The 23587-nt window shown below is 41.5% G+C and carries 24 protein-coding genes; 10 read left to right on the plus strand and 14 right to left on the minus strand.

The features are described from left to right. Nucleotides 1-78: 78 nt before the first annotated feature. The 4 genes from G493_RS33370 to G493_RS28535 all read right to left on the minus strand — a co-directional run bounded on the left by G493_RS33370 (nucleotide 79) and on the right by G493_RS28535 (nucleotide 3323). Nucleotides 79-576 carry a hypothetical protein gene (locus G493_RS33370; RefSeq protein WP_153306460.1) on the minus strand — a complete coding sequence of 166 codons (498 nt, stop codon included), beginning with the start codon at nucleotides 574-576 and terminating at the stop codon, nucleotides 79-81. 13 nt (nucleotides 577-589) lie between these two features. After that, nucleotides 590-964, minus strand: coding sequence for a hypothetical protein (locus G493_RS0108860; RefSeq protein WP_028580088.1), 375 nt, complete (start codon nucleotides 962-964; stop codon nucleotides 590-592). 384 nt (nucleotides 965-1348) lie between these two features. Next, a complete protein-coding gene (locus tag G493_RS0108865; protein WP_028580089.1) occupies nucleotides 1349-1915 on the minus strand; it encodes a hypothetical protein in 567 nt (188 codons plus the stop codon). 685 nt (nucleotides 1916-2600) lie between these two features. Further along, on the minus strand, nucleotides 2601-3323 hold the full coding sequence (locus G493_RS28535) for a class I SAM-dependent DNA methyltransferase (RefSeq protein WP_051309159.1): 723 nt from the start codon (nucleotides 3321-3323) through the stop codon (nucleotides 2601-2603). Between the two features lie 70 nt (nucleotides 3324-3393). Here G493_RS28535 and G493_RS0108875 point away from each other — a divergent pair, with 70 nt between their 5' ends. Continuing rightward, entirely contained in the window at nucleotides 3394-3792 is a 399-nt protein-coding gene (locus G493_RS0108875; protein WP_028580090.1) for a hypothetical protein, read from the plus strand. A 64-nt stretch (nucleotides 3793-3856) separates the two neighbouring features. On the opposite strand, the gene G493_RS31995 is transcribed toward G493_RS0108875, so the two are convergent. The 6 genes from G493_RS31995 to dnaN all read right to left on the minus strand — a co-directional run bounded on the left by G493_RS31995 (nucleotide 3857) and on the right by dnaN (nucleotide 12724). Continuing rightward, nucleotides 3857-4936, minus strand: a complete 1080-nt coding sequence (locus tag G493_RS31995; RefSeq protein WP_161629813.1) for an META domain-containing protein — start codon at nucleotides 4934-4936, stop codon at nucleotides 3857-3859. Between the two features lie 72 nt (nucleotides 4937-5008). After that, nucleotides 5009-6013 (minus strand): NAD(P)H-dependent glycerol-3-phosphate dehydrogenase, encoded by a 1005-nt coding sequence (locus tag G493_RS0108885; RefSeq protein WP_035274094.1) that lies wholly within the window; start codon nucleotides 6011-6013, stop codon nucleotides 5009-5011. Further along, nucleotides 6009-8516: a DNA gyrase subunit A gene (gene gyrA, locus G493_RS0108890; RefSeq protein WP_028580092.1), complete on the minus strand. Its 2508-nt coding sequence runs from the start codon at nucleotides 8514-8516 to the stop codon at nucleotides 6009-6011. The genes G493_RS0108885 and gyrA overlap by 5 nt, the downstream gene beginning before the upstream one ends. Nucleotides 8517-8602: 86 nt before the next feature. Next, the gene (gyrB, locus tag G493_RS0108895; protein ID WP_028580093.1) at nucleotides 8603-11014 is read right to left on the minus strand and encodes a DNA topoisomerase (ATP-hydrolyzing) subunit B; all 2412 of its coding nucleotides are present in this window, start codon (nucleotides 11012-11014) and stop codon (nucleotides 8603-8605) included. Between the two features lie 81 nt (nucleotides 11015-11095). Then, a complete protein-coding gene (locus tag G493_RS0108900; RefSeq protein ID WP_028580094.1) occupies nucleotides 11096-11584 on the minus strand; it encodes an asparaginase domain-containing protein in 489 nt (162 codons plus the stop codon). Nucleotides 11585-11593: 9 nt separating this feature from the next. Continuing rightward, nucleotides 11594-12724: a DNA polymerase III subunit beta gene (dnaN, locus tag G493_RS0108905; protein ID WP_028580095.1), complete on the minus strand. Its 1131-nt coding sequence runs from the start codon at nucleotides 12722-12724 to the stop codon at nucleotides 11594-11596. Between the two features lie 283 nt (nucleotides 12725-13007). Here dnaN and G493_RS28545 point away from each other — a divergent pair, with 283 nt between their 5' ends. Continuing rightward, nucleotides 13008-14117, plus strand: coding sequence for a serine hydrolase domain-containing protein (locus G493_RS28545; protein WP_051309161.1), 1110 nt, complete (start codon nucleotides 13008-13010; stop codon nucleotides 14115-14117). 72 nt (nucleotides 14118-14189) lie between these two features. Here the strand turns inward: G493_RS28545 and G493_RS28550 are convergent, their stop codons facing one another. Genes G493_RS28550 through G493_RS0108930 form a run of 4 tightly spaced genes read right to left on the minus strand, consistent with a single transcriptional unit; the run spans nucleotide 14190 to nucleotide 15388 of the window. Then, nucleotides 14190-14378, minus strand: coding sequence for a hypothetical protein (locus tag G493_RS28550; RefSeq protein ID WP_035274058.1), 189 nt, complete (start codon nucleotides 14376-14378; stop codon nucleotides 14190-14192). 12 nt (nucleotides 14379-14390) lie between these two features. Further along, nucleotides 14391-14738 carry a hypothetical protein gene (locus G493_RS0108920; protein WP_028580096.1) on the minus strand — a complete coding sequence of 116 codons (348 nt, stop codon included), beginning with the start codon at nucleotides 14736-14738 and terminating at the stop codon, nucleotides 14391-14393. A gap of 12 nt (nucleotides 14739-14750) precedes the next feature. Continuing rightward, a complete protein-coding gene (locus tag G493_RS0108925) occupies nucleotides 14751-15083 on the minus strand; it encodes a hypothetical protein (RefSeq protein WP_028580097.1) in 333 nt (110 codons plus the stop codon). 47 nt (nucleotides 15084-15130) lie between these two features. Then, nucleotides 15131-15388: a sulfurtransferase TusA family protein gene (locus G493_RS0108930; RefSeq protein WP_051309162.1), complete on the minus strand. Its 258-nt coding sequence runs from the start codon at nucleotides 15386-15388 to the stop codon at nucleotides 15131-15133. Between the two features lie 279 nt (nucleotides 15389-15667). Between G493_RS0108930 and G493_RS0108935 the strand changes: the two genes are divergently transcribed. The 8 genes from G493_RS0108935 to cmk all read left to right on the plus strand — a co-directional run bounded on the left by G493_RS0108935 (nucleotide 15668) and on the right by cmk (nucleotide 23570). After that, a complete protein-coding gene (locus tag G493_RS0108935; protein ID WP_232363735.1) occupies nucleotides 15668-16936 on the plus strand; it encodes a YeeE/YedE thiosulfate transporter family protein in 1269 nt (422 codons plus the stop codon). Between the two features lie 141 nt (nucleotides 16937-17077). Further along, complete coding sequence (locus tag G493_RS28555; protein WP_051309163.1) at nucleotides 17078-17695, plus strand: 5-formyltetrahydrofolate cyclo-ligase; 618 nt, start codon at nucleotides 17078-17080, stop codon at nucleotides 17693-17695. Then, nucleotides 17667-18743: a histone deacetylase family protein gene (locus tag G493_RS28560; protein ID WP_035274060.1), complete on the plus strand. Its 1077-nt coding sequence runs from the start codon at nucleotides 17667-17669 to the stop codon at nucleotides 18741-18743. Before G493_RS28555 ends, G493_RS28560 begins: the two co-directional genes overlap by 29 nt. Before the next feature lie 5 nt (nucleotides 18744-18748). After that, nucleotides 18749-19786: an HD domain-containing phosphohydrolase gene (locus G493_RS0108950; RefSeq protein WP_035274061.1), complete on the plus strand. Its 1038-nt coding sequence runs from the start codon at nucleotides 18749-18751 to the stop codon at nucleotides 19784-19786. Between the two features lie 96 nt (nucleotides 19787-19882). Next, nucleotides 19883-20167 carry an Asp-tRNA(Asn)/Glu-tRNA(Gln) amidotransferase subunit GatC gene (gene gatC / locus G493_RS0108960; protein WP_028580101.1) on the plus strand — a complete coding sequence of 95 codons (285 nt, stop codon included), beginning with the start codon at nucleotides 19883-19885 and terminating at the stop codon, nucleotides 20165-20167. A 146-nt stretch (nucleotides 20168-20313) separates the two neighbouring features. Beyond that, nucleotides 20314-21774 (plus strand): Asp-tRNA(Asn)/Glu-tRNA(Gln) amidotransferase subunit GatA, encoded by a 1461-nt coding sequence (gene gatA / locus G493_RS0108965; RefSeq protein ID WP_028580102.1) that lies wholly within the window; start codon nucleotides 20314-20316, stop codon nucleotides 21772-21774. A 4-nt stretch (nucleotides 21775-21778) separates the two neighbouring features. Continuing rightward, nucleotides 21779-22891, plus strand: coding sequence for a histidinol-phosphate transaminase (gene hisC, locus G493_RS0108970; protein WP_028580103.1), 1113 nt, complete (start codon nucleotides 21779-21781; stop codon nucleotides 22889-22891). Next, nucleotides 22884-23570, plus strand: coding sequence for a (d)CMP kinase (cmk, locus tag G493_RS0108975; protein ID WP_028580104.1), 687 nt, complete (start codon nucleotides 22884-22886; stop codon nucleotides 23568-23570). The genes hisC and cmk overlap by 8 nt, the downstream gene beginning before the upstream one ends. Nucleotides 23571-23587: the final 17 nt, after the last annotated feature.

Below are 23587 nucleotides of genomic sequence, written 5' to 3' on the forward strand. Positions count from 1 at the left end.
AAGCCGCTAAAGCAAGGGCTCGTGGATACAGGACCAAACCAAACCTTATCACTATCGCATACATTATCGGTGGGAAACTTAATTATGGCTTACCCACATGATGTAGCGAGGAGCCTTTTTTTTCATATCTTTCGGAATATTTATTTTAATAGAGTATGAGCCATTTGATTTTACATTAACAGTTTTGTATGGTTTTGTTGAACCTCCAGATTGGAATAGAGAAACGCGGTTAAATTTAGAATCTGTTTTTCCATAAATTGTAACAGATGAAAATGGTGGTCTATTTGTTGCTGCGAATAATGAAGATTGAAAAAAAAATATGACCACACAGATAGAAAACAAGGTTGATATCCTAAATTTCATTTTGATAATCTTCTCTCTTTTTAAATAATACGTGAATATATAAATTAAATCATAATTTCTTTCACCGACTGTTGTTCGCCAAATGGCTCCGCGAGTCGCGCAATACTTGGTAAGGGCTGCTGGCTTGGCTTTGCCCGACAGGGCTTCCTGTTTTATAACAGGACACCCTGCAAGAAGCGCTAAGCTTCGCTTGGCACACGAACGTTTAACCACTCGGTTATGTGTTCTATTTTATAGTATTTTTCACAAAAACGAATGTACTGAATAATATTATTGTAAAATAGAAAATCCAGCTAAATGATAATTCAAACGGCTTTGACCAAGTAGGATCAAAAATTAAATAGCTGATTACAATACTGATACCAGAAATAATTACAGTAATTACTAAGGTTGCGTAATATATTCTATAGCTTCTGGATTTCGCTAAACCTCTTTCTGAAAATTTCTTTTTGTTCTGCTCACTCTTTGTTGCAACATAAGCAAAACCTACCAAAACGGTGCCAAAAAGAGTCCCTGTTAATTTTTGCCCAACATCCCCATCAGTTAAAAGAAGCATTGGAATAAAACTAACAGCCAATAGAATTGTTAAGATATTCCTCATTTTTATTTATCCAGTTAATTCCACTCACATTGTCGCTGTGCTTGACGCAGTCAATACAGCGATTCATGGTGGCGAAGTCGCCATGAACGTTGAGTTTACCCGCCGCCAAAGCTGTGGCCGATAAGCTTCAATAAAATTTAGAACTTTTTAATACCATAGGAACCTGGGAAAAACCGGAGGGGTTTGACGGTCAGGTCAAGCACCGGGTCATACTCTTTTTATGGCTGAGTTATTCATCTACCGTAAGCGTCTCATCACTTCAGGTGATGTTGATTTTATCCGTAATATCCTCCTTCATCTTTCATAAAGATCCGCAAAGTTGGTATTCCTTTCCTTCGTGACACACGCAAGCTTCAGCGAGTTCGCGTTGACCCGTTTTTTATCTTAATTATTTGATTTTTCATTTTTAATTGATGGTATTTTAAGCATCAGTTCATTTGCAGATTCTGAGTCATACATGTAAAATTCTTCTTCATGAGATACTGCCTCTAACCAGATCTCTCCTTGTTGAGAGTAAAACACAAGATCCTCTGGAAGACAGGGGCTTACCCAAGAGAATAGACCTGGTTTACGATTACTGTCTATACGCCAAGAAGCTTTAGATTCTCTGTCTGGACAAGCGAACTTCGCTGGAATATCTTTTAGCTCCTTTATGCTCTCATGATTAATCAGGAATTTTCTCAATATAGGAAAAATTGCTTTTTTATCAGTAACCCATTTGCTTGTAATTATTTCTTCAGATACCTGATGGCTTTTGAGCAACTCATGTATTGTTTTTGTGCTTTCATCTAAAGCTAGATCATATTTCCATACCAATGAAAATGCCGAGCACTTTGAAGCAGCAAAATCAATAAGCTTTTTATATTCTTTATTTACTGGTTCAGAGATTAATTTGATCATGTTCAAAAAAATAAATGCTGTGCTGACCAGCGTGGTGGCAAGTGCAAGCAAGCGTAGCTTGGTTTGTGATATTCACGGTATCAGGTGAAACTCTTGGTTATTTTACATTCGAGTCAATTTGCCTTGTTAGGGAAAGTTGAGTTTTTCCGCTTTCCTCACTTTAAACAGACCGAATTCACAAAACCTTTGATTAGTGGATGCGGAGCGCCTGGTGCTGATTTAGTTTGCGGCACAACAAGGTAATCAGAAAAAATTTATTGCTCGATAAGAAACATACATCCATGGTCTTCCCGGCAAGTGAGCATAATAACTTGTTAATAAAGAGTGTAGAAGACTGAGCTTCATATTCCTCGTGCTTCGGATCCTTTATTCCAAGTAGATTCCTTGCAAGTTCTATGACGGCATGTTGGAAACCACCAGCACAGGTTCCAAGATGCGGAATATCATTCAGACGCGAAAAGTAATGGCACAACGCACACACGGGCAAGGCTATTAAATGGGCTCCCAGGCGCACTCCAAATACCCACATAATTTATTAAAAGTCCATCCCTTTCTCTGTCTACGAGTTCAATGTCAATCCATTCATACTTGAAATGGTATCCTTCATTTAAATTGTCGAGAAAGTTATTTAGAGTCACATGTGGTTAAAAACCCATGAAATATTATAGCAATTCTAGATTTCATTTATCGTCTATTTTGTAAGATTCCTCAAGATAGATGGCCCACTAACAAAAAGCTAACTTACAATCCGTTTGCCGATGTAAGCACCGCCCCGCACCTTGGCTCCTGTATATTCTTCTACGACTTTCAATCCAGCATCGGTCATTGCGGATAGGTACTCTTGCCGGGAGAAAAGGCCAATCTCCATGGATTGTCTATGGTAGGTCACCTCATTGTTCTCCCCGAGCAAGTGATGGAACGTCACCTCTACAATGTTGGGTTCTTTGAGACGCACATTCTCCATGCGAGCTATTTTAAAATCCGGATTGTCGGCGCTATCAACAACAATTAGTTCCTGAAAATCCTCGACAGTGCTCCAAGGGGTAAGCAGTACCAATCCGTCGGGCCGCAAGTGGCTGGCAATACGTTTCATGGATGCACGAAGATTATCTACGGTTTGGACGAACCCGATGGACCCATACAAACAGATCATGGCGTCAAAATCTGCCTCTAATTCAAAATCGATAAGATTGCCTAAATAGAACCTGAGATCTGGAAACTTTTTTATGGCCAAAGCAAGCATATCCTCGCTGAGATCAAGACCGGAAACATGGTAATCGTCTTTGAAATAGGGTATATGCCCGCCCGTACCACACGCCAGAATCAGTAGATCGGCCTGTGAAGGAACACCATGCTTGGTCAGCAGTTCCTTCACCTTGGCAGCTTCCGGTGCGTATTCGCTGTCGTTCACATAAAGGGTGTCATAATATGTTGAAATGGTTTTAAAATCAGAATACATGATATCTTTCCTTTCTCACTATTAGCTGCATCGCGGTACTTGACGGGACATTTAAAACCGTCCCTCTCCAATGCTTGATTTTCAATTTCTCCACTTCCCCCATCAATATGCAGAAAAGCAGAAACGACAGACTTCATGGAAGGATGATTCTTACAAAATAGGCATGGCCGGTTTATATAACCCTGCAGACGAGATACTGGCCTTAGTTGCTACTTATCAAGCTTCGCCTTTTATGGAAGTCGAGGGATATCGTCGGTTGGCTCTTTTGAAGGTGCTAGCCCATGTCGAACAGGTTTCATCGGAACATATGCAGGCGTTTCTTAATGACCATGTTGCCGATTTAGGTGATCCATACACAGGTGAACCGATGTTATGGGATGCGAATAGGCTAATACTATCCGTCGAAATAATCCTATATTTCAATGAGATAGTTCTACAACAAAACTACTCGGCATTCATTGTCGCTTAATGAGGGTCGAGTCTCATTCTTAATAATATTTATTATGAATCCAGAACTATGTTGGATTTCAAATTTACTGCTGGGCCTGTAAGGTTAATACATTAACTTCTCTACTATTCTTGAGATAAAGAGTATCTTCTTCTATCTTAAATGATTCAGTCGTGTCAAGTGCTTCAAAAAAAGCCCTTTCTACTTCTGTCCCTTTTGGACAGGCCATTCTTGTTGAAGCTATCTTATTGAAAAGGAATATTTCCCCTTTGAAAAGGTAGGTTCCACTAAATCTATTGCAGCCTGCAAAACCGTTCACCTGTTTACTCTCAGCATTCAAGGTAAAAAAAGGTGTGCGTAAAGAATCCATATCATGCAATGGTTGACCTTTTATCTTTGTTACAATCCAGGTTGGGCCTATTAGCCCTTTCTTCGTTTTATAACCAGAACAATCCTGATCAGGATAGATACGATTGAATCTGTCGACTACCAGAATATCACCATTTTTTCTTGATATGAGATGTCCCTGGAAAGATGTCAGGAGGCCTTCACCTTTTTGATGTGGCGTGCTTTTATATTGCCTGTCCATTGCATAAAAATCAGCACTTGCATCAACCGGAAAAGACACTCCACTGGAACATTCTATGAGCATATTATTTGTATTACTTGCTGAATACATACCACGAATTTTAACAACATCCAAAAAAGGTTCTACGGATTGTTGCCTGTATAAATCATAGCTTGCAAGCTCTTCAGGGTTAGTATTTTCTTTATCGAGAAATCGTAATGTCTTCTCATCAACGATCTGATAGGTTTTCAGAGCTCCAGCTTCTTTACCCAGAATAATGAGCTGTTCTCCCTTATCATATCTCCATAGCCGCATCTGCGCTTCTGTTTCAGTTTCACCTGTGGAATAAATATATTCCTTACGAAGTTGGTATAAGCCGTCATCACGGAGATTTAGTGTTAAATCAACGTGTTCACACTTATCACAATCTATTTTTCCAATAAATGTAGCGGGCAAATTAAATGGAAAAGTGGATGTCTCTTCCGGCTGAGGTTCGTTTTGAGGTTGTTTGGAACTGCATCCTGCAATAAGAATAAGACAGAAAATTAAGAGACATATATATATTCTATTCCTGTAATCCCTTATTTTTTTTTTCAATCTCATCATATCTGTCCCTTGACGCAGACTGTTATGCGTCTTTAATTTGCTGCCATTAACACGTTACAAAACTCAACATGTTTCACATTTTAACCCTCTGCTGAAAAGATCTTTCACAGCAAGGCGGCAGTCCTTATTTTCGTAAAGTATTTGATAAACCTGTTCAAGTATAGGCATTTCTATGCCTCTTTCCCTGGCAAGATTATAGCATGATTTGGTTGTTTTTACTCCTTCCGCAACCATGGTCATTTCTTCAAGAGTCTGTTCCAAAGTCTTTCCGGAGCCTAATTTCAAACCAACAGTTCTATTTCGGCTTAAACTTCCAGTACATGTTAATACTAGATCTCCAAGTCCACTCAAGCCTGCAAAGGTTTTTTGATCAGCTCCCAGGCTTACCCCCAGTCGAGTAATTTCCGCTAAACCTCTGGTTATAAGAGCTGCCCTTGCGTTGAGGCCATAGCCCAGACCTTCACAAATTCCTGCCCCTATGGCTATGACATTTTTCAAGGCTCCGCAAATTTCCACCCCTAAGACATCTGTGGAAGTGTATGCACGAAAAAGGTCTGTAGAAAAAAGTTCTTGTACCAAGGTGGCTGCATCATCATCACTGAAAGCTATGGTGACAGCGGTAGGTTCTCCCGCCGCCACCTCTTCAGCAAAGCTTGGTCCACTCAGGGCACCGAAAAAGAATTTTTTTGCTACAGGAGATTCATCTTTCATAACCTCGGTCATTGACATGAGTGTATTCAACTCAATACCCTTGGTTGCTGAGACAAAGAAAGCTCCATCCTTTACGTTGGGCAATATTATTTTGAATACGTCTCTGAATCCATGGGAAGGAACGACCATGACAACACAATCTGCATCTGATACAGCCCTGGTAAGATCCGACTCCAGGCTGAGATTTGCTGGAAACGATTTTCCAGGAAGATACTTGCTGTTCTGCCTCTCCTTTTGGAGTAGTTGCATATGTTCCTGCCTATGTCCCCACAGGCAGGTTTTTTCGCCTTTCTCGGCCAGGAGTATAGCCAAAGCAGTGCCCCAACTTCCTGCGCCAATAACTGCTGTTTTGTTAATCTTCACTTGATTCGTCCGCTTGTTCGGTTAAATCATCATCGCCTTCTTCATCAACAATATCTTCTCTTGCAAGCATTGAAAGACCTACCACGTACTCGTCTTCCTCCAGGTTTATCAATCGTACTCCCTGAGTATTTCTTCCAATGATACGCAATGTATCCATAGGCATACGAATGACTTTACCGGAGTTTGCTATCAACATTACCTGGTCCATATCATCAACGGTCAGCACACCAACAACATATCCGTTTCGTTCGCTTGTTTTTATGGCAAAAATACCCTTTCCACCCCTGTTCTGAATTTTATATTCAGATACAGCTGTTCTCTTACCGTATCCATTCTCGGAAACAGTAAGGATGGAGTCATCGCCCTCTACCACAGCAACTCCCACAACTTCATCTTCCTGGGACAGGTTTATCCCCTTAACACCTGATGCCATACGTCCCATTAAACGCACATCAGATTCATGGAAATGGATGGACATACCTTTTTTAGTTACTATGAAAATCGAGTCATCTCCAGAGGTGATAGCTGCGGTGATTATTTCGTCATCATCCTTGATAGTCAGACCAAATTTTCCCCTGCGTAATGGTCTTTTATATTCTGATATACTGGTTTTCTTTACTCTGCCTTTCTTGGTAACTGTAAGGACACTTCTGCTGTCGTCTGTATTGGCAAGATCTGTCACTGGCAGGATGGCAGCGACCTTCTCGTTATCCCCTAACTCAAGAAGATTGACTATAGCCTTTCCACGTGCTGTCCTTCCGCCCATAGGCAATTCATATACCTTACGCCAGAATACCTTTCCGGTACTTGTAAAGAATAAAAAGGTATCCAGTGTTGATGCTGTGTAGAGATTGGTTACAAAATCATCTTCAAGGGTTGTCATCCCTTTGATGCCTTTGCCCCCTCGTTTCTGAGCTCTGTATAAAGACAACTGGTTTCTTTTGATATACCCGGAGTGACTAACGGTTACTACCATTGTCTCCGGTGCTATCATGTCTTCTGGCAGAATTTCATCAGGAGCATCAATAATCTCTGTTTTTCGAGAATCACCATAATCTGTTGTGATCTGCTCAAATTCCTCACGGATAATCTGCATGATGAGGCCTTCATCACTCAAAACCTTTTTCAACCAGGCAATTTTTTCCAGAATTTCATTATACTCCTGAATTATTTTATCCCGCTCAAGTCCGGTCAATCTCTGCAGGCGCATATCCAGGATAGTTTGAGCCTGAATTTCAGAAAGATCAAAACGACGAATGAGTTCTGCCTTTGCCTCAGCCGGATTGGCTGCCGCCTTAATCAATTCAACCACCTCATCAATATTGGAGATGGCTATCTTTAATCCTTCCAGAATGTGGGCTTTTTCTTCTGCCTTTCGCAATTCATAGGCAGTGCGCCGATAGACAACCGTGCGTCTGTGTGCCAGGAAATGCTGTAAAATTTGTTTCAGATTAAGAATTTCCGGACGATTATTGACAATGCATAAAAGAATAATTCCGAAACTTTTTTGTAAAGGAGTCATTTTAAATAGCTGATTTATAACCACATCAGCTATTTCATCCTTCTTCAGATCAAGAACGACGCGCACTCCATGACGATCAGACTCATCACGTATTTCAGATATGGAATTGATTCTCTTTTCTTTAATAAGCAAGGCGATTTTTTCAACCAATGCGGCCTTGTTTTGTTGATAAGGTATTTCCGTTATAACAATGGATTCGCCATTTTTTCCACGTTGTTCCACATGGGTTTTGGAACGCATGATAACAACGCCTTTGCCTGTTTCATACGCTTCTCTTATTCCTGCCCTGCCGCAGATAAAGCCACCAGTTGGAAAATCCGGTCCATGGACATGTTCCATAAGTTCATGGATACTTATATTCGGATTATCTATTAAATGTATAAGGCCCTCAATAACCTCTATAAGATTGTGTGGTGGTATTTTTGTCGCCATACCAACCGCAATACCTTCTGAGCCATTAATGAGGATGTTAGGTATTTTGGAAGGTAATACTGAAGGTTCCTGTAATGAGTTATCATAGTTTGGAACAAAATCCACTGTATCTTTATCAAGATCAGCTACCAGTTCCTGATCGAGACGGGTCATGCGGGCTTCTGTGTAACGCATTGCAGCAGCGCTATCTCCATCCATGGAGCCAAAGTTACCCTGACCGTCAACCAGAGGGTAACGCATGGAAAAATCCTGTGCCATACGTACCAGTGTATCATATGCGGCAGAATCACCATGTGGATGAAATTTACCTATTACATCACCGACAATGCGCGCTGACTTGATATAAGGGCGATTATAGGTATTTCCCAACTCACGCATGGCAAAAAGGGTTCGCCTGTGTACAGGTTTTAAACCGTCACGAACATCGGGCAGCGCCCTTCCAATGATGACCGACATAGCATAATCCAAATAGGATTTCCGTAATTCTTTTTCTATGGCTATTGTCGGTTTTTCCATTTCCTGTATTTCAGAACTATCTGTCATTATTGTTTCCTGAATGTAAAACTAAGCGGTGAATTTGTCTTTTTGTTTGCAGGTTGTTTCCCAAAACTCTCTTTTAAAACAATTCACTAAATATCAAGATCTGATACTTCCAGAGCGTGATTTTGAATAAATTCTCTTCGAGGTTCAACCTTGTCTCCCATCAGGGTGGAAAAAACATCATCTGCCATTTCAGCATCATCTATTTTTACCTGAACCAATCGCCTGTTTTCAGGATTCATAGTAGTATCCCACAACTGTTCAGCATTCATTTCACCAAGACCTTTGTAGCGTTGCAGATGACTACCTTTAAAAGTTTCTGTCTGCACAGTTTGTATGAGCTGATGCCAGTCTTCAACCTTAGATTCAGTTTCTTTACCGCCAGCACCGCTACGAATAAGTGTAAAACCACATTCCAGGTACGAAGCAATATGCGAATAAATTTCCAATGCCTGTCTGTATTCGTTAATTAATGGAATATTAGGTCCAAGGGTTGTCATATACATTGCCTGTCCCTGGAATGTTATATCAACCTCATAACAGGCTGGTCGCCAACGGCATGAACGAATGTTTCCTGTAATGGGATTAAGTGGTTCCATTTTCCGAATCAGTTCTTCAAGAAAATCCTTATCCTGAAATTGATCAGCTGAATGCACTTTTTGTTGAAGCAGAAAAAGAACCATCTTGTCTGCGATATTCATGCGTTCAAGAAAAGTCAGTATCTTTTCAAAATGGGACAACCGCTGAAGTAATTGCACCATTTCATCGCCCATTAAGATCTCATCCTGTTCTGTCTGGATGGAAAATAAACTGCTTGCCTGGGAATAGAGATGATTATTTAAATCTTCATCATCGAGGAAATATTGCTCTTTTTTACCTCTCGCCAATCTATAGAGAGGGGGTTGCCCAATATATACATACCCATTTTCAATTAATGGCAGCATCTGTCGGTAGAAAAAAGTCAGAAGCAGTGTCCTGATATGTGCTCCATCCACATCAGCGTCGGTCATGATAATGATTTTATGATACCGGAGTTTATCCATATCAAACTCTTCACGACCGATCCCAGTTCCGAGAGAAGCTATCAGTTGTTTAATTTCCTCGGAATTTAGAATTTTATCAAACCTTGCCTTTTCCACATTCATAATCTTGCCGCGTAAAGGCAATATGGCTTGGATAGTTCTGTCACGTCCCTGTTTAGCAGAACCACCTGCAGAATCTCCCTCAACAATAAATAACTCTCGTTTGGAGGGATCTTTACTCTGGCATTCTGCAAGTTTGCCTGCCATCATGACAGACAGTCCACCTTTCTTTCTTGAAAGTTCTCTTGCTCTTTTTGCTGCTTCCCTGGCTCGGGCAGCCTCTACGGCTTTGCTGAGTATTCTTTTGGCTACCGCCGGATTCTGTTCCAGATAGATGGTTAACTTTTCAGTGCAGACGGAATCGACAATGGATTTAACTTCTGAGTTGCCGAGCTTGGTTTTTGTCTGGCCTTCAAATTGAGGATTAGGCACCCTGGTAGAAATGATACAGGTAAGTCCTTCACGAACGTCATCACCACCCATTTTCTCTCGGAGATTTTTAGGGACAACGTCATCATTGGCATACCTGTTTATACATTTTGTGAGCGCAGTTCTGAAACCTGCCACGTGCGAACCTCCCTCTTTTGTATTGATATTATTTACAAAAGAGAAAAGTCTTTCCGAATAACCATCAAAGTATTGAAAACATATTTCCACCTGCACCTGATCTTTTTCGCCAGTAACAAAAATAGGATCCTGGTGAACAGGTGTACGTTTTCTGTTCAGATATTCCACATAGGAGACGATCCCACCTTCAAAATGAAATTTATCCTCTTCCCCGGTTCGTTCATCCTTGAGGTAGATGCGGATGCCTTTGTTTAAGAAGGCCAGTTCTCGCAATCTGTTTTTTATAATCTCATATTTAAAGACTGTTGTTTCTGTAAAGATGGATCCATCCGGAATAAAATGGATAATAGTACCGGTTTTGTCGCTGGTTCCTATTTCCTCCAACTCACTTGTCCGGATACCTTTTTCATAGGTTTGTTTATAAACTTTACCATTTCGCCATATTTCAGCGTAAGCAGTGGTAGACAAAGCATTAACAACCGAAACACCAACGCCATGCAAACCACCGGAGACTTTATACGTTGAGTGATCAAATTTACCACCGGCATGCAAGGTGGTCATTACCAATTCAACAGCAGATATACCTTCTGTTGGATGAATATCAACCGGGATACCGCGGCCGTTATCTGTAACTGTTACTGAATTATCTTCGTGTATGGTTACTCTAATCCGGTCACAATAGCCGGCTAATGCCTCATCTATGGAGTTATCAACAACTTCATAAATCAAATGATGTAAACCTTCCTCAGCAGTATTGCCGATATACATGGAAGGCCTTTTTCGTACTGCTTCCAGACCATCCAGAACCTTGATTTGTTCGGCTCCATATGATGATGTATTTTGTTCGCTCACTGTATTCCTTTGTGTCTATTCAATAAGAAAACACCATCAGTACTCTGAAGGTGTCAACGTGGTATGTTCTAAAAGATCTTTTCAGGTTTCAAACCTGTTTTTGCTAACGTTTTTTGAAGCGTTAACAGGATCAAAAATTCTTCCATTCATAGCAATATAAATACCTGAAGGTAATATCTGCGTTGCAGAAACAGCATACCCTATATTAAAAACCGCATCACTGATTCGTAAACTGGCTGGCTGCATTGATCCAGTAAAGACAATGGTTTTTCCTTGTATGGGTAACAATTTTCTAGCTGTTGTTATCATGGTATCAGTTCCGTGTGTGATCAAAATACGATTACAGTCTTCATTGAATACCTTGGTATAGATTACATTGCGGTCTTCTTCAGTTATATCGAGGCTATCTTTCTTTAATATAGATTCTATAGAATAAGAAAAAGTCACATTTGCCTCTTTAAGGACTTCAGATATATGCGGGTCGCCAACTTGATATTCACTTTTTGCGTCAAAATAAATTTTATCTATTGTACCGCCAGTAGTGAATATTTTTATTGTTATATCTTCCATGTAATATGATTATAATTTCATAGGCATAATAATACTAAGAAATCCAACATCATCATTGGAAGTAATTAAACAAGGGCTTTCATCAGAACTTATAGCAGCCTGCACGGTTTCTCCTTCAATAACCTGAAGAGTATCTATGAAATATCTGCAGTTAAAACCTAGAGAAAGAGGATCACCTTCATATTCAACAGAAAATTCATCTTTTGCAGATCCATAATCCGCATTTTGCGATGTCAATATCATCGTTTTATCTTTTATTTCCATTTTTATGGCATGGAAAAGATCTTCGGTGAAAAGATTAATTCTCTTTAAACTCTCTAAAAATCTAAGTCTGTTTACGTCTATAACATTATCCCTGTTAATAACGCTGATTATCGCGTTAAAATCAGGAAATTCACCTTCCATTAAGCGAACGATAAGAATGGCATCTTCGCTTTTTAAGACAGCCTGCTTTTCTTCAATTCCAAAATAGATGGCATCTCTGTTTTCACAGAATTTTCGAATTTCCTGAACACCTCGCCGGGGTATGAGGGTTGTGGCTGGCAGCTGCAGGTTATCAACACTTTCATCAACTTCTTTTGACATGATAGACAGTCGGTGGCCATCGGAAGAAACCATGCGTAGGAAGAGCTTTTCATCCTCCCTGCTCTTTTGAAACAGGGCAGCTGTGAGGCTGTACATGTTTTCTTTATCCTGGGCTATGGAAAAAATGGTTTTATCAACCAGGTCCGAAATAACAGCACTGTCGATGCTTATGAGTTTATCCTGATCATGCTCTGGGAATTGAGGAAATTCATCACTAACCATCCCAGCCAATTTATAGACGCTGGGACCCGCTGTAATTTCAACCCAGTTATTCTCTTCTTCTTTAAACGATATGGTGGTGGATCCTGACTCTCTTGCCAATTCAAAAAGCTTTTTAGCAGGTAAAGTAAGGCTTCCTTCTGAGATTACTTCTGCAGGAACGTTTTGCTTGAGTCCTATCTCGAGATCCGTTCCCGTGAAGATTACCTGATCATGACCTACTTCCAATAAAACATTGGATAAGATAGCCAATGTTCCCTTTTTACTGGTTATGTTCTGCTGGGTGCTGATTGCTTTAAGTAATTCATCCCTGCCTATGTTGAACTGAAAGGCCATAAGTATAAATCCTTTTTTATATATAAAATTTTATTGTTATTATTAGTGGTGTTGAAATGTTGGTATTGTACTTAATTAATTATTTTTGCGTTATAATTATGTGTTACAAATTTTGTTTATTGATTTAGGATAGAGTGTGGAAAAGTGATATTTATGAGTTATTAACAATCTTTTCACTTTTTCCCGAACAGGTTATGAACAGAGTTATCAAGATTAGGGTAAAAGTACTCGAAAATGACTGAAATATCAAACTAATTATGTCCCTGGCTGTATCTTAAAAGCAATGAAAAATCAAATTGATAATCAACTGGAAAGGGTCTGTTTGGAGGGGGTTTGTCAAGGTGTATTTTCTGCTGCCGCTGCGGCTGTTTGTTTTACAGCTGAAAAAGAGAGGAAGTGGTCAATATTCACATGCGGAGCTACCGGTTATTCACCTGGTTATAGCCCTGTAACTGCGCAAACGATATTTGACCTTGCGTCCTTAACCAAACCTTTGAGTACAGCTCTCTGTATTGTTCATCTGATTGTTGATAACTTATTAACGATTGAGACTACCCTTGCTGATATCTATCCTGATCTACCTGTCTCACACGCAACTATTACCATTGGTCAGCTTCTTGCCCATTGTAGTGGTTTGCCTTCATACAGAACGTATTTCACTGGGTATAAACCGGTTTCGTCTCCTACGCATACGGAGATACTCGTCGATAGTATATTGGCAGAATACCTTGAAAATGAACCGGGAAAACAGATCTTGTATAGTGATTTGGGATATATTCTGCTTGGTGATATTATCGAGAGAATAAGTGGAAAAAGGCAGGCTGTTTATTTTTCTGAAAAAATAGCATCACCACTGGGGTTATCTGATGACCTTTTTTTTCTTCACAGCTCTTGTCGTAGATCCCGTTGTGATTTTGCCGCCACAGAGCTGTGCGGTTGGCGAAAAAGGGTAATACAGGGAGAAGTACATGACGAGAATTGTTGGTTTATAGGTGGCACGGCAGGCCATGCAGGGTTGTTTGGTACTATCAAAGGGGTAACTGTACTTGTTGAAAAAATGTTGGCTTCCTGGGTGGGTGATGTGCATAGCCAGGCTTTGGGAGGGGAAGTATTTACAATTCTTCTTCAGTTTATGTATAAGGGAAGTGAAAGGTATATCGGATTTGACAGGCCAACCCCAGGAGCTTCCAGTAGTGGCACATATTTTTCAGCGGATAGCGCAGGGCATCTTGGTTTTACTGGTACATCTTTCTGGATGGATCCCCTGAAGAATGTAGCTGTTATTTTACTCACCAACAGGGTGCATCTTTCAAGATCCAATGAACGTATAAAAGCATTCAGACCATATTTTCATGATATGGTCATGGAGGCTGTTCAAAAAGCGCATAAATAAAAAAAGCGCTCTACCTAAGAAGTAGAGCGCTTGGTACTATTCACAGTAATGTGTGTAAACTGTGGACAGGTATTACCACCAGCAAACTGTTTTATCCGCAGCCCAGATTTTCTGGAACAGGGTATCATAGTTTGGGTTATTAACATAGAGCTTGAATTCATCAGCGTCACGGTCACGGTTGAGGATTTCAACCAGTGTCTGCACATCGCTGTTTGGCTCAGAACGGTATACCTGCAGAATTTTCATTTTTTCATCGCTCATTGGTAGTACTCCTTATTCTCCACATGCCGCTGGCGGTTCGTGTGATTGTTTAGGAAGCCCGTAAGGGATGATGACATCTGCTTCACGCATTTTCTCGCCAAGCTCTTCCAGAGTGATGTTTGTCATCTCTGTTCCTTCAGGCAGATCTGTTGGTGCATCGACACCGCAGCTGAATACCTCACCTTCCATATCAGCAATCCAGGCAATGTTCTCTGCCATATAATCGGACATACGCGGAAACTCGCCATTCATGATGACAGGGTAGGCGTAATGGTTTTCAACAGCAAGACCCAGGCCGGAGCGAATACCATCGTTGTATACACGGTTGGCTATCAATACATAGATTTTCAGTGATTCCATATCCGTATCTCCTTACATTACGATATATTTGGCGCATTCTTCAAGGATAGCACCATGAAATGCCTGAGTACGCATTTGCTTGTCGGTCAGTCCAGGAGGAATATCGGTTACGTTATCGAATCCCTCGCAGATGTAACTGTCAGCACAGATAGCAACATCTTCAACTTTGCACATCTGGGTCAGTTCAAGAAACTCTGGACTTTTGGTAAGGTGAACGGATTTGAAAGTAAAGAAAACCATTACCTCTTTTCCGGCTCTTTTTGCAGCACGTGTAAGTCCGAGAATATGCCGCATATTTTGATTGCTGGTAACAAAGATACCAAGTTTATTCGGATCAGCAGCCATTGGCTTTTCCTCCTCGAAAAGGATGTTTTAGTTAAATAATAGAGTAATTATCCTTTTTTGATAAAAAAGCTGATGTATCCGCTCTCTTCTTTCTCACCAAGGTATTCGTGACCGGCACGTTCGCACCAACCAGGAATGTCGTTTCTGGAACCTGGATCGGTACCCATAACGTGGAGGATCTCACCGGAACCAATTTTACCTATTTCTTTTTTGGTACGAAGCAGAGGCATAGGGCAGCTCAGGCCTTTGGCATCCAGTACTGATGCTACATCCAATCCGTCAGGTGCAACTTTTACATCACTCATTTTTTTCCTCCTGAAATAAAAGAACAGTTTAAAGGTCTGTTTTACACACGAAAAAAGACAGTTAAAAGTATAGAAGAAAGGGGGTTTTGTCAAGGTGAATCCTGAATCAGTATTCAGGTCATTATTACCCGGATCTATGAATGAATGCAAATTCAATATTGTGTTATAATGATTTGATTAATTGAGCTTATTGACAAATTAAAATGGCACAGGTATTTTAGGTACTTTTTAATGGATTCGGCTAAAGTTTTACTTTTTTAGAGGGCCTAAGGAGGGCAGATGATGGACGACATTAAGCTGTTTTGGCAAAAGGTGAAGAGGCTGTATAAGATTCTTTGCCAGGATGAGTGGAATGCAGCAACCACCGGTGTTATTGTTGCATTACTGAGTATTTTAATTATGGCCTGGTGGCGGCCATGGGGTGCTGTGGGCGCGATCCGTAACTGGGGTGACTGGATTCTGTACGGTATCGGTATTTATGGAGATAACCTCTCAGAACTCGTAGGTATTACCGATGGAGAGGATTTTCTTTTAAAACATTCCATTTGGTTTAACTCCGGTTCTGTCATTGGTCTGGGATTAATAGGTGGTGCTTTCATTTCAGCCTGTCTCGGCGGACAGTTTGCTTTTCGTTTTCCACCGGTGCGTGAGTATGTAAAAGCAATGATTGCCGGTGTACTCATGGGTATTGGTGCTGCACTTGCTGGTGGTTGTAATGTTGGCGGTATGTATAATGCCATTGGTAACCTGGCAGCAAACGGTTTTGCCATGTGGGTGGGACTTGTTCCCGGGGCTATATTTGGACTCTGGCTCCTCTATAAGGAAATGGAACATATCTCATGGGGTGGCGGCGGTTCTTTCACTCTAAATATTCCCTATCCCATTCAGTGGGTAGTCGGCGTAGCTGGTGTTGTCGGATTGGTTTGGGCTGCTCTCCAGTATGCCAATATGGAACCTGATGATGCTGAGGAATATATAAATTCTCTTTGTGGTATCGTACTTATTTCTGCAGCCATCGGATATGCAATGCAGCGTGGTCGCTGGTGTATGATTCAGGGTTTTCGTGAACCACATATGACTGGCGACAGTACCATGGCCAGATCTGTAGCGCTCTCCATCGTTATTGTAGCCGTTGGTGCAGCTGTACTTAAATATGGTGTGCCTATCCGTCTTGAAGGCGAATCTGTTCTGAATACAGCTTATTACGTCAGCCCAACCTTTGGCTGGGGTGCTGTTGTCGGTGGTTTTATTTTTGGTGTCGGCGCGATGATGGCAGGTGGTTGTGGTTCCGGTACCCTGTGGCGTGTTGGTGAAGGCCAGATCAAACTGTGGCTGGTTGTACCTTTCTTTGCAGTCTCCAACTCATTGATGAAAGCTTTTTTCAAGGCATACGAGATCGAGTCAAACGGCTGGCTTGGTAAACAGGTGTATTTACCTGATGTAATGGGATATGGCTGGACACTGGGTTTGATAATAATTTTTGCTGTTATCTGGTGGCTGATTGTTTCCTGGAATGAGGATAGCAACAAGCTCTTGCTGCCTATGTAACTTTTTGTTTGTTTATTTTATTGAAAAGGCGGTATCCTGAAAAAGGGATGCCGCCTTTTTTTATAATTTTTACAAGGGGTAGAGTTCGTTGGCTGTTTATCGCAAGGTTCATGACGACCTTTTTTCTGAGATTCTCTGAAAATGATGAGTAAAGAAAGGTTACGAAAAGATATACTTCTACTGCGCGATAATCTGAGCCCCCTGGAGCAAGAACAGAAAAGCAGACGGATAAACAATATTCTCTTTTCTTCTCAACCATACATTCAGGCAGAATCGGTTTTCACGTATCTTCATTTTCGCAGTGAAGTACAAACTTCCATGCTTGTGGAAAAAATATTACTCGATAACAAACGGTTGTATGTTCCAAAGGTTGACCCTGTTGAGCACACCATGGAAGCCGTTGAGATTACAGATCCTGTAAAGGATTTAACCATTGGATATATGGGGATTGCCGAGCCTGGAAAAGATGTTGGTAAAACTGCAGATAGTCATGGTGAACTTATGGATCTTATTGTGGTTCCTGGTGCAGTTTTCGATATAAAGGGAAACAGGATAGGTTATGGTGGTGGCTTTTATGATAAATTTTTTTCCAAGCATAGCGGAAAAACTTTTCGTCTGGCCCTTGCTTATGATCTACAGATAGTTTCCTCTATACCCGTGGAGACTCACGATGTGCCGATGGATTGCCTTGTGAGTGAAGATAACATATTCTTTTTTACAGACCATATCTATGAGAACAACAGCTGTATACAAAGATAAAAGATTTCTTGACCACAATCCTGGTAAAACCCACCCGGAAACGCCTAAAAGACTTGAAAAAATATACCAGGTACTGGAACAGAAGGATGTATCCAGACATTTTCTTTTTCCCTCTTTTTCTCCCCTCTCTGAAGATATACTGTTGTATAATCATTCTCAAACGATGATTGATGAAGTGGCTTTAACAGCAGGGAAAACAGCAGTATATCTGAGCGGTGATACACGAACATCTGCCCTTTCTTATGAAACTTCCCTCTTAGCTGCCGGAGCTGTAATAGATGGGGTTCGTCGAGTATGTGATGGAGAGGCTGATAATGCATTTTGCCTTGTTCGTCCGCCAGGGCACCATGCGGAAAAACATAAATCCATGGGATTTTGTCTGTTTAACAATATAGCACTGGCGGCTCATTACTGTTTACGACGTCTTGGGTTGAAAAAAATACTCATTGTAGATTGGGATCTGCATCATGGCAATGGTACCCAGAAAAGTTTTTATAATTCGGCTCAAGTTCTTTTTTGTTCGTTGCATCAATATCCTCAATATCCCGGTACAGGTTCTATTGAAGAAATCGGTCAGGGAGATGGAAAAGGCTACACGATAAACATTCCATTAAAAGGTGGATTCGGAGATGCAGCATATGGCAAAATATTTGAGGAAATAGTAACGCCTGTAGCCTTTCAGTATCAACCTGATATAATTCTCGTTTCTTGTGGTTTCGATATTTATCAGGGAGATCCGCTGGGGATAATGCGTGTTACGTCTGCCGGTTTTGCATATATGACCAGAAAATTGGTCAATATAGCTGAACAGATCTGTAATGGGAAAGTTCTGATAACATTGGAAGGTGGGTATAACATGGAAGCCATGCATCATGGCTCACTGGCCGTACTCCAGGAACTCTATGGAAGTCCAATTCCAGGAATAGCCCCGTATCTTACCGATGAGACAGTAATACAATCTCGTTTATCAGACAGCAATGTGGATATATTGCCTCATCTGAAAAATATTCTTGGGCAGTATTGGACCTTTCAGGATAGCAACGTATAAAAACTATGGGATCACATATTCTTATAGCTGACGATGATTTGCTTGTACGCTCAGCAATAGAAAAAATTCTGACCCTTTTTCAACACAAGGTAACATCTGTTTCAAATGGATATGAACTGCTTGAAAAGGTGAGTGACGATTTTGATGTCATAATTTTAGATATCAATATGCCGGATATGGATGGTTTTCAGACCCTGGAAGAACTCAATAAGCTCAATCTTGAAATACCGGTTCTTTTCTTAACCGGGGCTGGTTCCATGGATTATGCCGTACGGGCCATTAACCTTGGAGCCTATGATTTTTTAACAAAACCCATTGAAGATATCGAAATTTTTCATGTTCGCGTAAAACGTGCCATCGAAAAACGGCACTATATCCTCAACGAAAAACGAAATAAGGAAAATTTAAAAGCAGAGGTCCTTGAAAAGACCAAGGAACTTGCTGATAAAAATATTCTTCTTGAAAAATACAGCCATCATCTGGAGCGAGCAACTCTTTCTATCATGTCCAGTCTGCAGACGGCCATGGAAGAAAAAGATGGATACACCGCAGGACATACTTTGCGAGTAACCGAATTCAGCATGAAGTTGGCCAAGGCTACTCAATTGAATAAAGATGATCTGATTGTATTACAGAGAGCCGCCCAATTTCATGATATAGGCAAATTGGTTATTGATCTTTCCTGTATTCAAAAAGCTGGGCCACTTAATGATGAAGAATGGGCGTTAATAAAAAAACACCCTGCTGTAGGGGCAAGTATTATAGAGCCGTTGAGCTTTATGGATAGAGAAAGGGAAATAATTCGTCATCACCATGAAAAAATCGATGGTTCTGGTTATCCTGATGGTATTTCAGGCAATGAACTTGACACGCTTACCCGAATAATTACCATCGCAGACAGTTACGATGCCATGACTTCACGGCGAAATTATCGTAAAAATCTTTCCACGCAAGAGGCTGTAGAAGAATTACGTCGTTGCGGAGGCACCCATTTTGATCCTGAACTGGTAGAAATCTTTGCCGGGGTTGTTCTTTCTTCCTAATCGCAGTATAAAAACAATTCTATTGTTTCCATAAAGTAGTTTGCTGATATTTTTTTACTGGATCTAAGAGAAACTTCTATAAATATACATGATTCCATGAAAATTACCCTCCAAGAAGTACAACGTGTGGCTCGTCTCGCCCGTCTTGATTTAGGTGCTGAGGAAAGCGAAAAGATGACCCAGCAATTGGATAACATCCTCCAATATGTGGCTAAGCTCGATGAGGTGGATACTACCGGTATTCCTGTAACAACCCATACCCAGCAGGTCACAAATGCTTTCAGGGAAGATGTTGTTCAGCCTTCTCTGGATCGTGAAAAAGCTTTGGCCAATGGCCCTGAACAGAATGGAGAAGCCTTTGTAGTGCCCAGAGTTATATAGAATATTTCTTCCCGGGTATGGACAGATACTCAATACACAGCATATTTTTGTATAACCCTTTGAGTCCACATTTCTCTTCCACCTAATCCCTCACAAGATTTGGGTACGGGAAGTATACTATTTCCATCACTATTGATCAGACCGATATGCACTATTATTCACTGACATTGCATGAAGCATCGCAGAAACTTGCCCGCGGAGAAATTACTTCTCTGGAACTTACCCAGGCCGTTCTCGGACGTATTACCGCGGTTGACGGCAGAATCAAAGCCTATTTGAGTGTATATGAAGATGCGGCCTTAAAACAGGCTGAAGAGGCAGACATGATGAGAAAAAATGGTCAGGGCAATCCCTTGTGTGGAATTCCCCTGGCTATTAAGGATGTCCTCTGTACTCAGCATATGAAAACGACTTGTGGCTCACGTATTCTTGAAAATTTCATTCCACCCTACGATGCCACTGTAGTTCAGCGCCTGCAACAATCCGGAGCTGTTTTACTTGGAAAACTTACCATGGATGAATTTGCCATGGGATCCACCAATGAAAATTGTGCTTTCGGGGTTCCGGAAAATCCTTGGAAAGCCGGATATGTTACAGGTGGATCCAGCGGTGGATCAGCAGCAGCTGTATCAGCAGACGAGTGTTTTGCTGCGCTGGGCTCAGATACAGGTGGTTCCATACGTCAGCCAGCATCCCTTTGTGGCGTAGTGGGCCTCAAACCTACCTATGGAAGGGTATCCAGATATGGCCTTGTAGCTTTTGCCAGCTCATTGGATCAGGTTGGCCCAATCACCAAAGATGTACGTGATGCTGCGCTCATGATGAACTGTATTGCAGGGTATGATGAAAAAGACTCCACATCCATCAAGACTGCAGTACCTGATTATACAGGTGCTCTGACAGAAGGCCTGCAGGGAATTCGCATAGGAGTGCCCAGAGAATATTTCGGTCAAGGCCTTGATCCAGAAGTTGAAACCATCATTAATAAAGGAATTGATGCCCTGAAAGATGCTGGTGCTGAAATTGTGGAAGTTAATCTACCTCATACCGAGTATTGCGTAGCTGTTTATTACCTGATTGCTCCAGCCGAGGCTAGTTCCAATCTTGCCCGCTTTGATGGTGTGCGTTACGGATATAGGAATAAAGAGGCGCAGGAGCTTCTTGATATGTACAATACCAGTCGATCACAAGGATTCGGAGACGAGGTTAAAAGACGTATTCTCATAGGTACCTATGCCCTTTCAGCCGGATATTACGATGCCTATTATAAAAAGGCTTCCCAGGTAAGAACATTGATAAAAAGGGATTTTGAGAATGTCTTCAGCAGCTGCGATCTCATTGTTTCGCCTGTTACGCCAACACCTTCCTGGCCAATAGGCGACAAAGCTGACGATCCTCTTTCAATGTATCTCAGTGATATTTTAACACTTTCTGCAAATCTTGGCGGTATTCCGGGGATGTCGGTCCCCTGTGGTTTTACACAGGCAGGTTTGCCGGTTGGTATGCAGATGCAGGCCGGTCATTTTCAAGAAGAGGTTCTCTTGAAAGCCGGATATAACTTAGAAAAACAGCTTGGTATTGCTGGTATAAAACCTGATTTAGGATGATTCCATGAAGTTGCAAGTACCCAAAAATATAGCTGAGATAATCCCCTACCCTCCAGGAAAACCTATGGATGAACTGGAGCGGGAATATGGCGTAACCAATGCCATAAAATTGGCTTCCAATGAAAATCCATGGGGACCATCTCCCAAGGCGGTTGAGGCTGTCCGTGACCAGCTTGTTAATCTGCATCGCTATCCTGATGGTTCAAACTATTACCTTGCTCAGGCTCTTTCCCACTGGACCACTGCTGATCCGGAGGAAATCGTTTTGGGAAATGGCTCTAATGAAGTCATAGAGTTCCTCGTTAAAGCCCTGGTTTCACCCGGAGATGAAGTTATCACATCACACCCTTCGTTTTTGATGTACCAAAAGTTTGTACAAGTTCGCGGAGGTAAAAATCTGGTTCTGGATCTTAAAGGTATGCATCATGATCTGGATGCCATTATTGAGCACGTAACACCTAAAACAAGATTAATTTTCATTGATAATCCCAACAACCCAACCGGTACGTTCATAGGAAAAGCTGCTTTTGATGATTTTGTCCGCAAATTACCGGAAACAGTAGTTGTTGTGCTTGATGAAGCGTATGTGGACTTTGTCGATAAAGACCAGCAGATAGATATATTTTCCTATATAAGAAACTCTGAAGGACTTCCAGGCCTGGTGAGCATGAGAACTTTTTCCAAGGCTTTTGGTCTGGCTGGTCTGCGAGTGGGTTTTGGTCTTATGCATCGAGATCTGGCCGATATGCTGCACAGAGTACGGCAGCCCTTCAATATTAATTTATTGGGGCAAATCGGGGCGATGGCGGCGTTGAATGATACAGACCACTATGAGTATACCCTCAGGGAGACCGAAAAGGGATTGCAGTGGTTGAGTGAGCAAGTGGCTGAGCTTGGTTGTAAGCCCTACCCTTCTCACACCAATTTTTTCCTCATCGATGTTAAAGGAGACGCTACCAATTTGTATGAGGCAATGCTGCATAAAGGTGTAATAGTGCGCTCCATGAAGGCCTATGGATATCCACAGTTTATTCGAATAACAGTAGGAACAGCAGCTGAAAATCAACGATTTGTTCATGCGCTTGCCGAATGTCTTAAGGAACTGGCATATGTCTGACGCATTGCGGGTGGTAACCATCGATGGCCCATCTGGCGGGGGAAAATCAACAGTCTCCCGTGGGGTGGCCGCAAAACTTGGTTTCACTTATTTAGACACTGGGGCTATGTACAGGGCTGTTGGCTATGCCTGCAAACAAAATAATACGCATCTTGACCATCCAGCTGCGCTCTCTGACTTGCTCAGAGATTTGCGAATAGAGTTGCGCCCAGCCGTGAATGCAGAGAGTGATGTTCAGGTTTTTCTTAATGGCGTGGATATTTCTGCAACGATTCGCACCACCGAGATGGGAATGCAGGCTTCACGGGTATCTGCTTTGCCAGAGGTTCGCAGGTATCTCACCAGGCTTCAACAACAAATTGGCGCAGTTGGAGAAGTTGTCGCTGAAGGAAGAGATACGGGAACCGTCGTATTCCCTGATGCGTTATGGAAGTTTTATCTTGATGCGAGCCCTGAAATACGTGCAGGAAGAAGAGCCGCTCAACTTCGAGATAGAGGTGAACAGGTTGATGAGCAGGAATTATTGAAGCAAATCATACAACGTGATCAAGACGACAGTCAACGAGCTATAGCTCCACTAAAAAAAGCAGATGATGCTATTTTTATTGATTCCTCCAGTCTCAGCGCCCAGGAGGTAATCAATACCATGGTGAAAATAATAGCTGAAAAAGCAATGTGATTGACTTTATCTATTCA

It is taken from the genome of Desulfogranum japonicum DSM 18378 (genome assembly GCF_000429945.1).
Classification (GTDB): domain Bacteria; phylum Desulfobacterota; class Desulfobulbia; order Desulfobulbales; family Desulfobulbaceae; genus Desulfogranum; species Desulfogranum japonicum.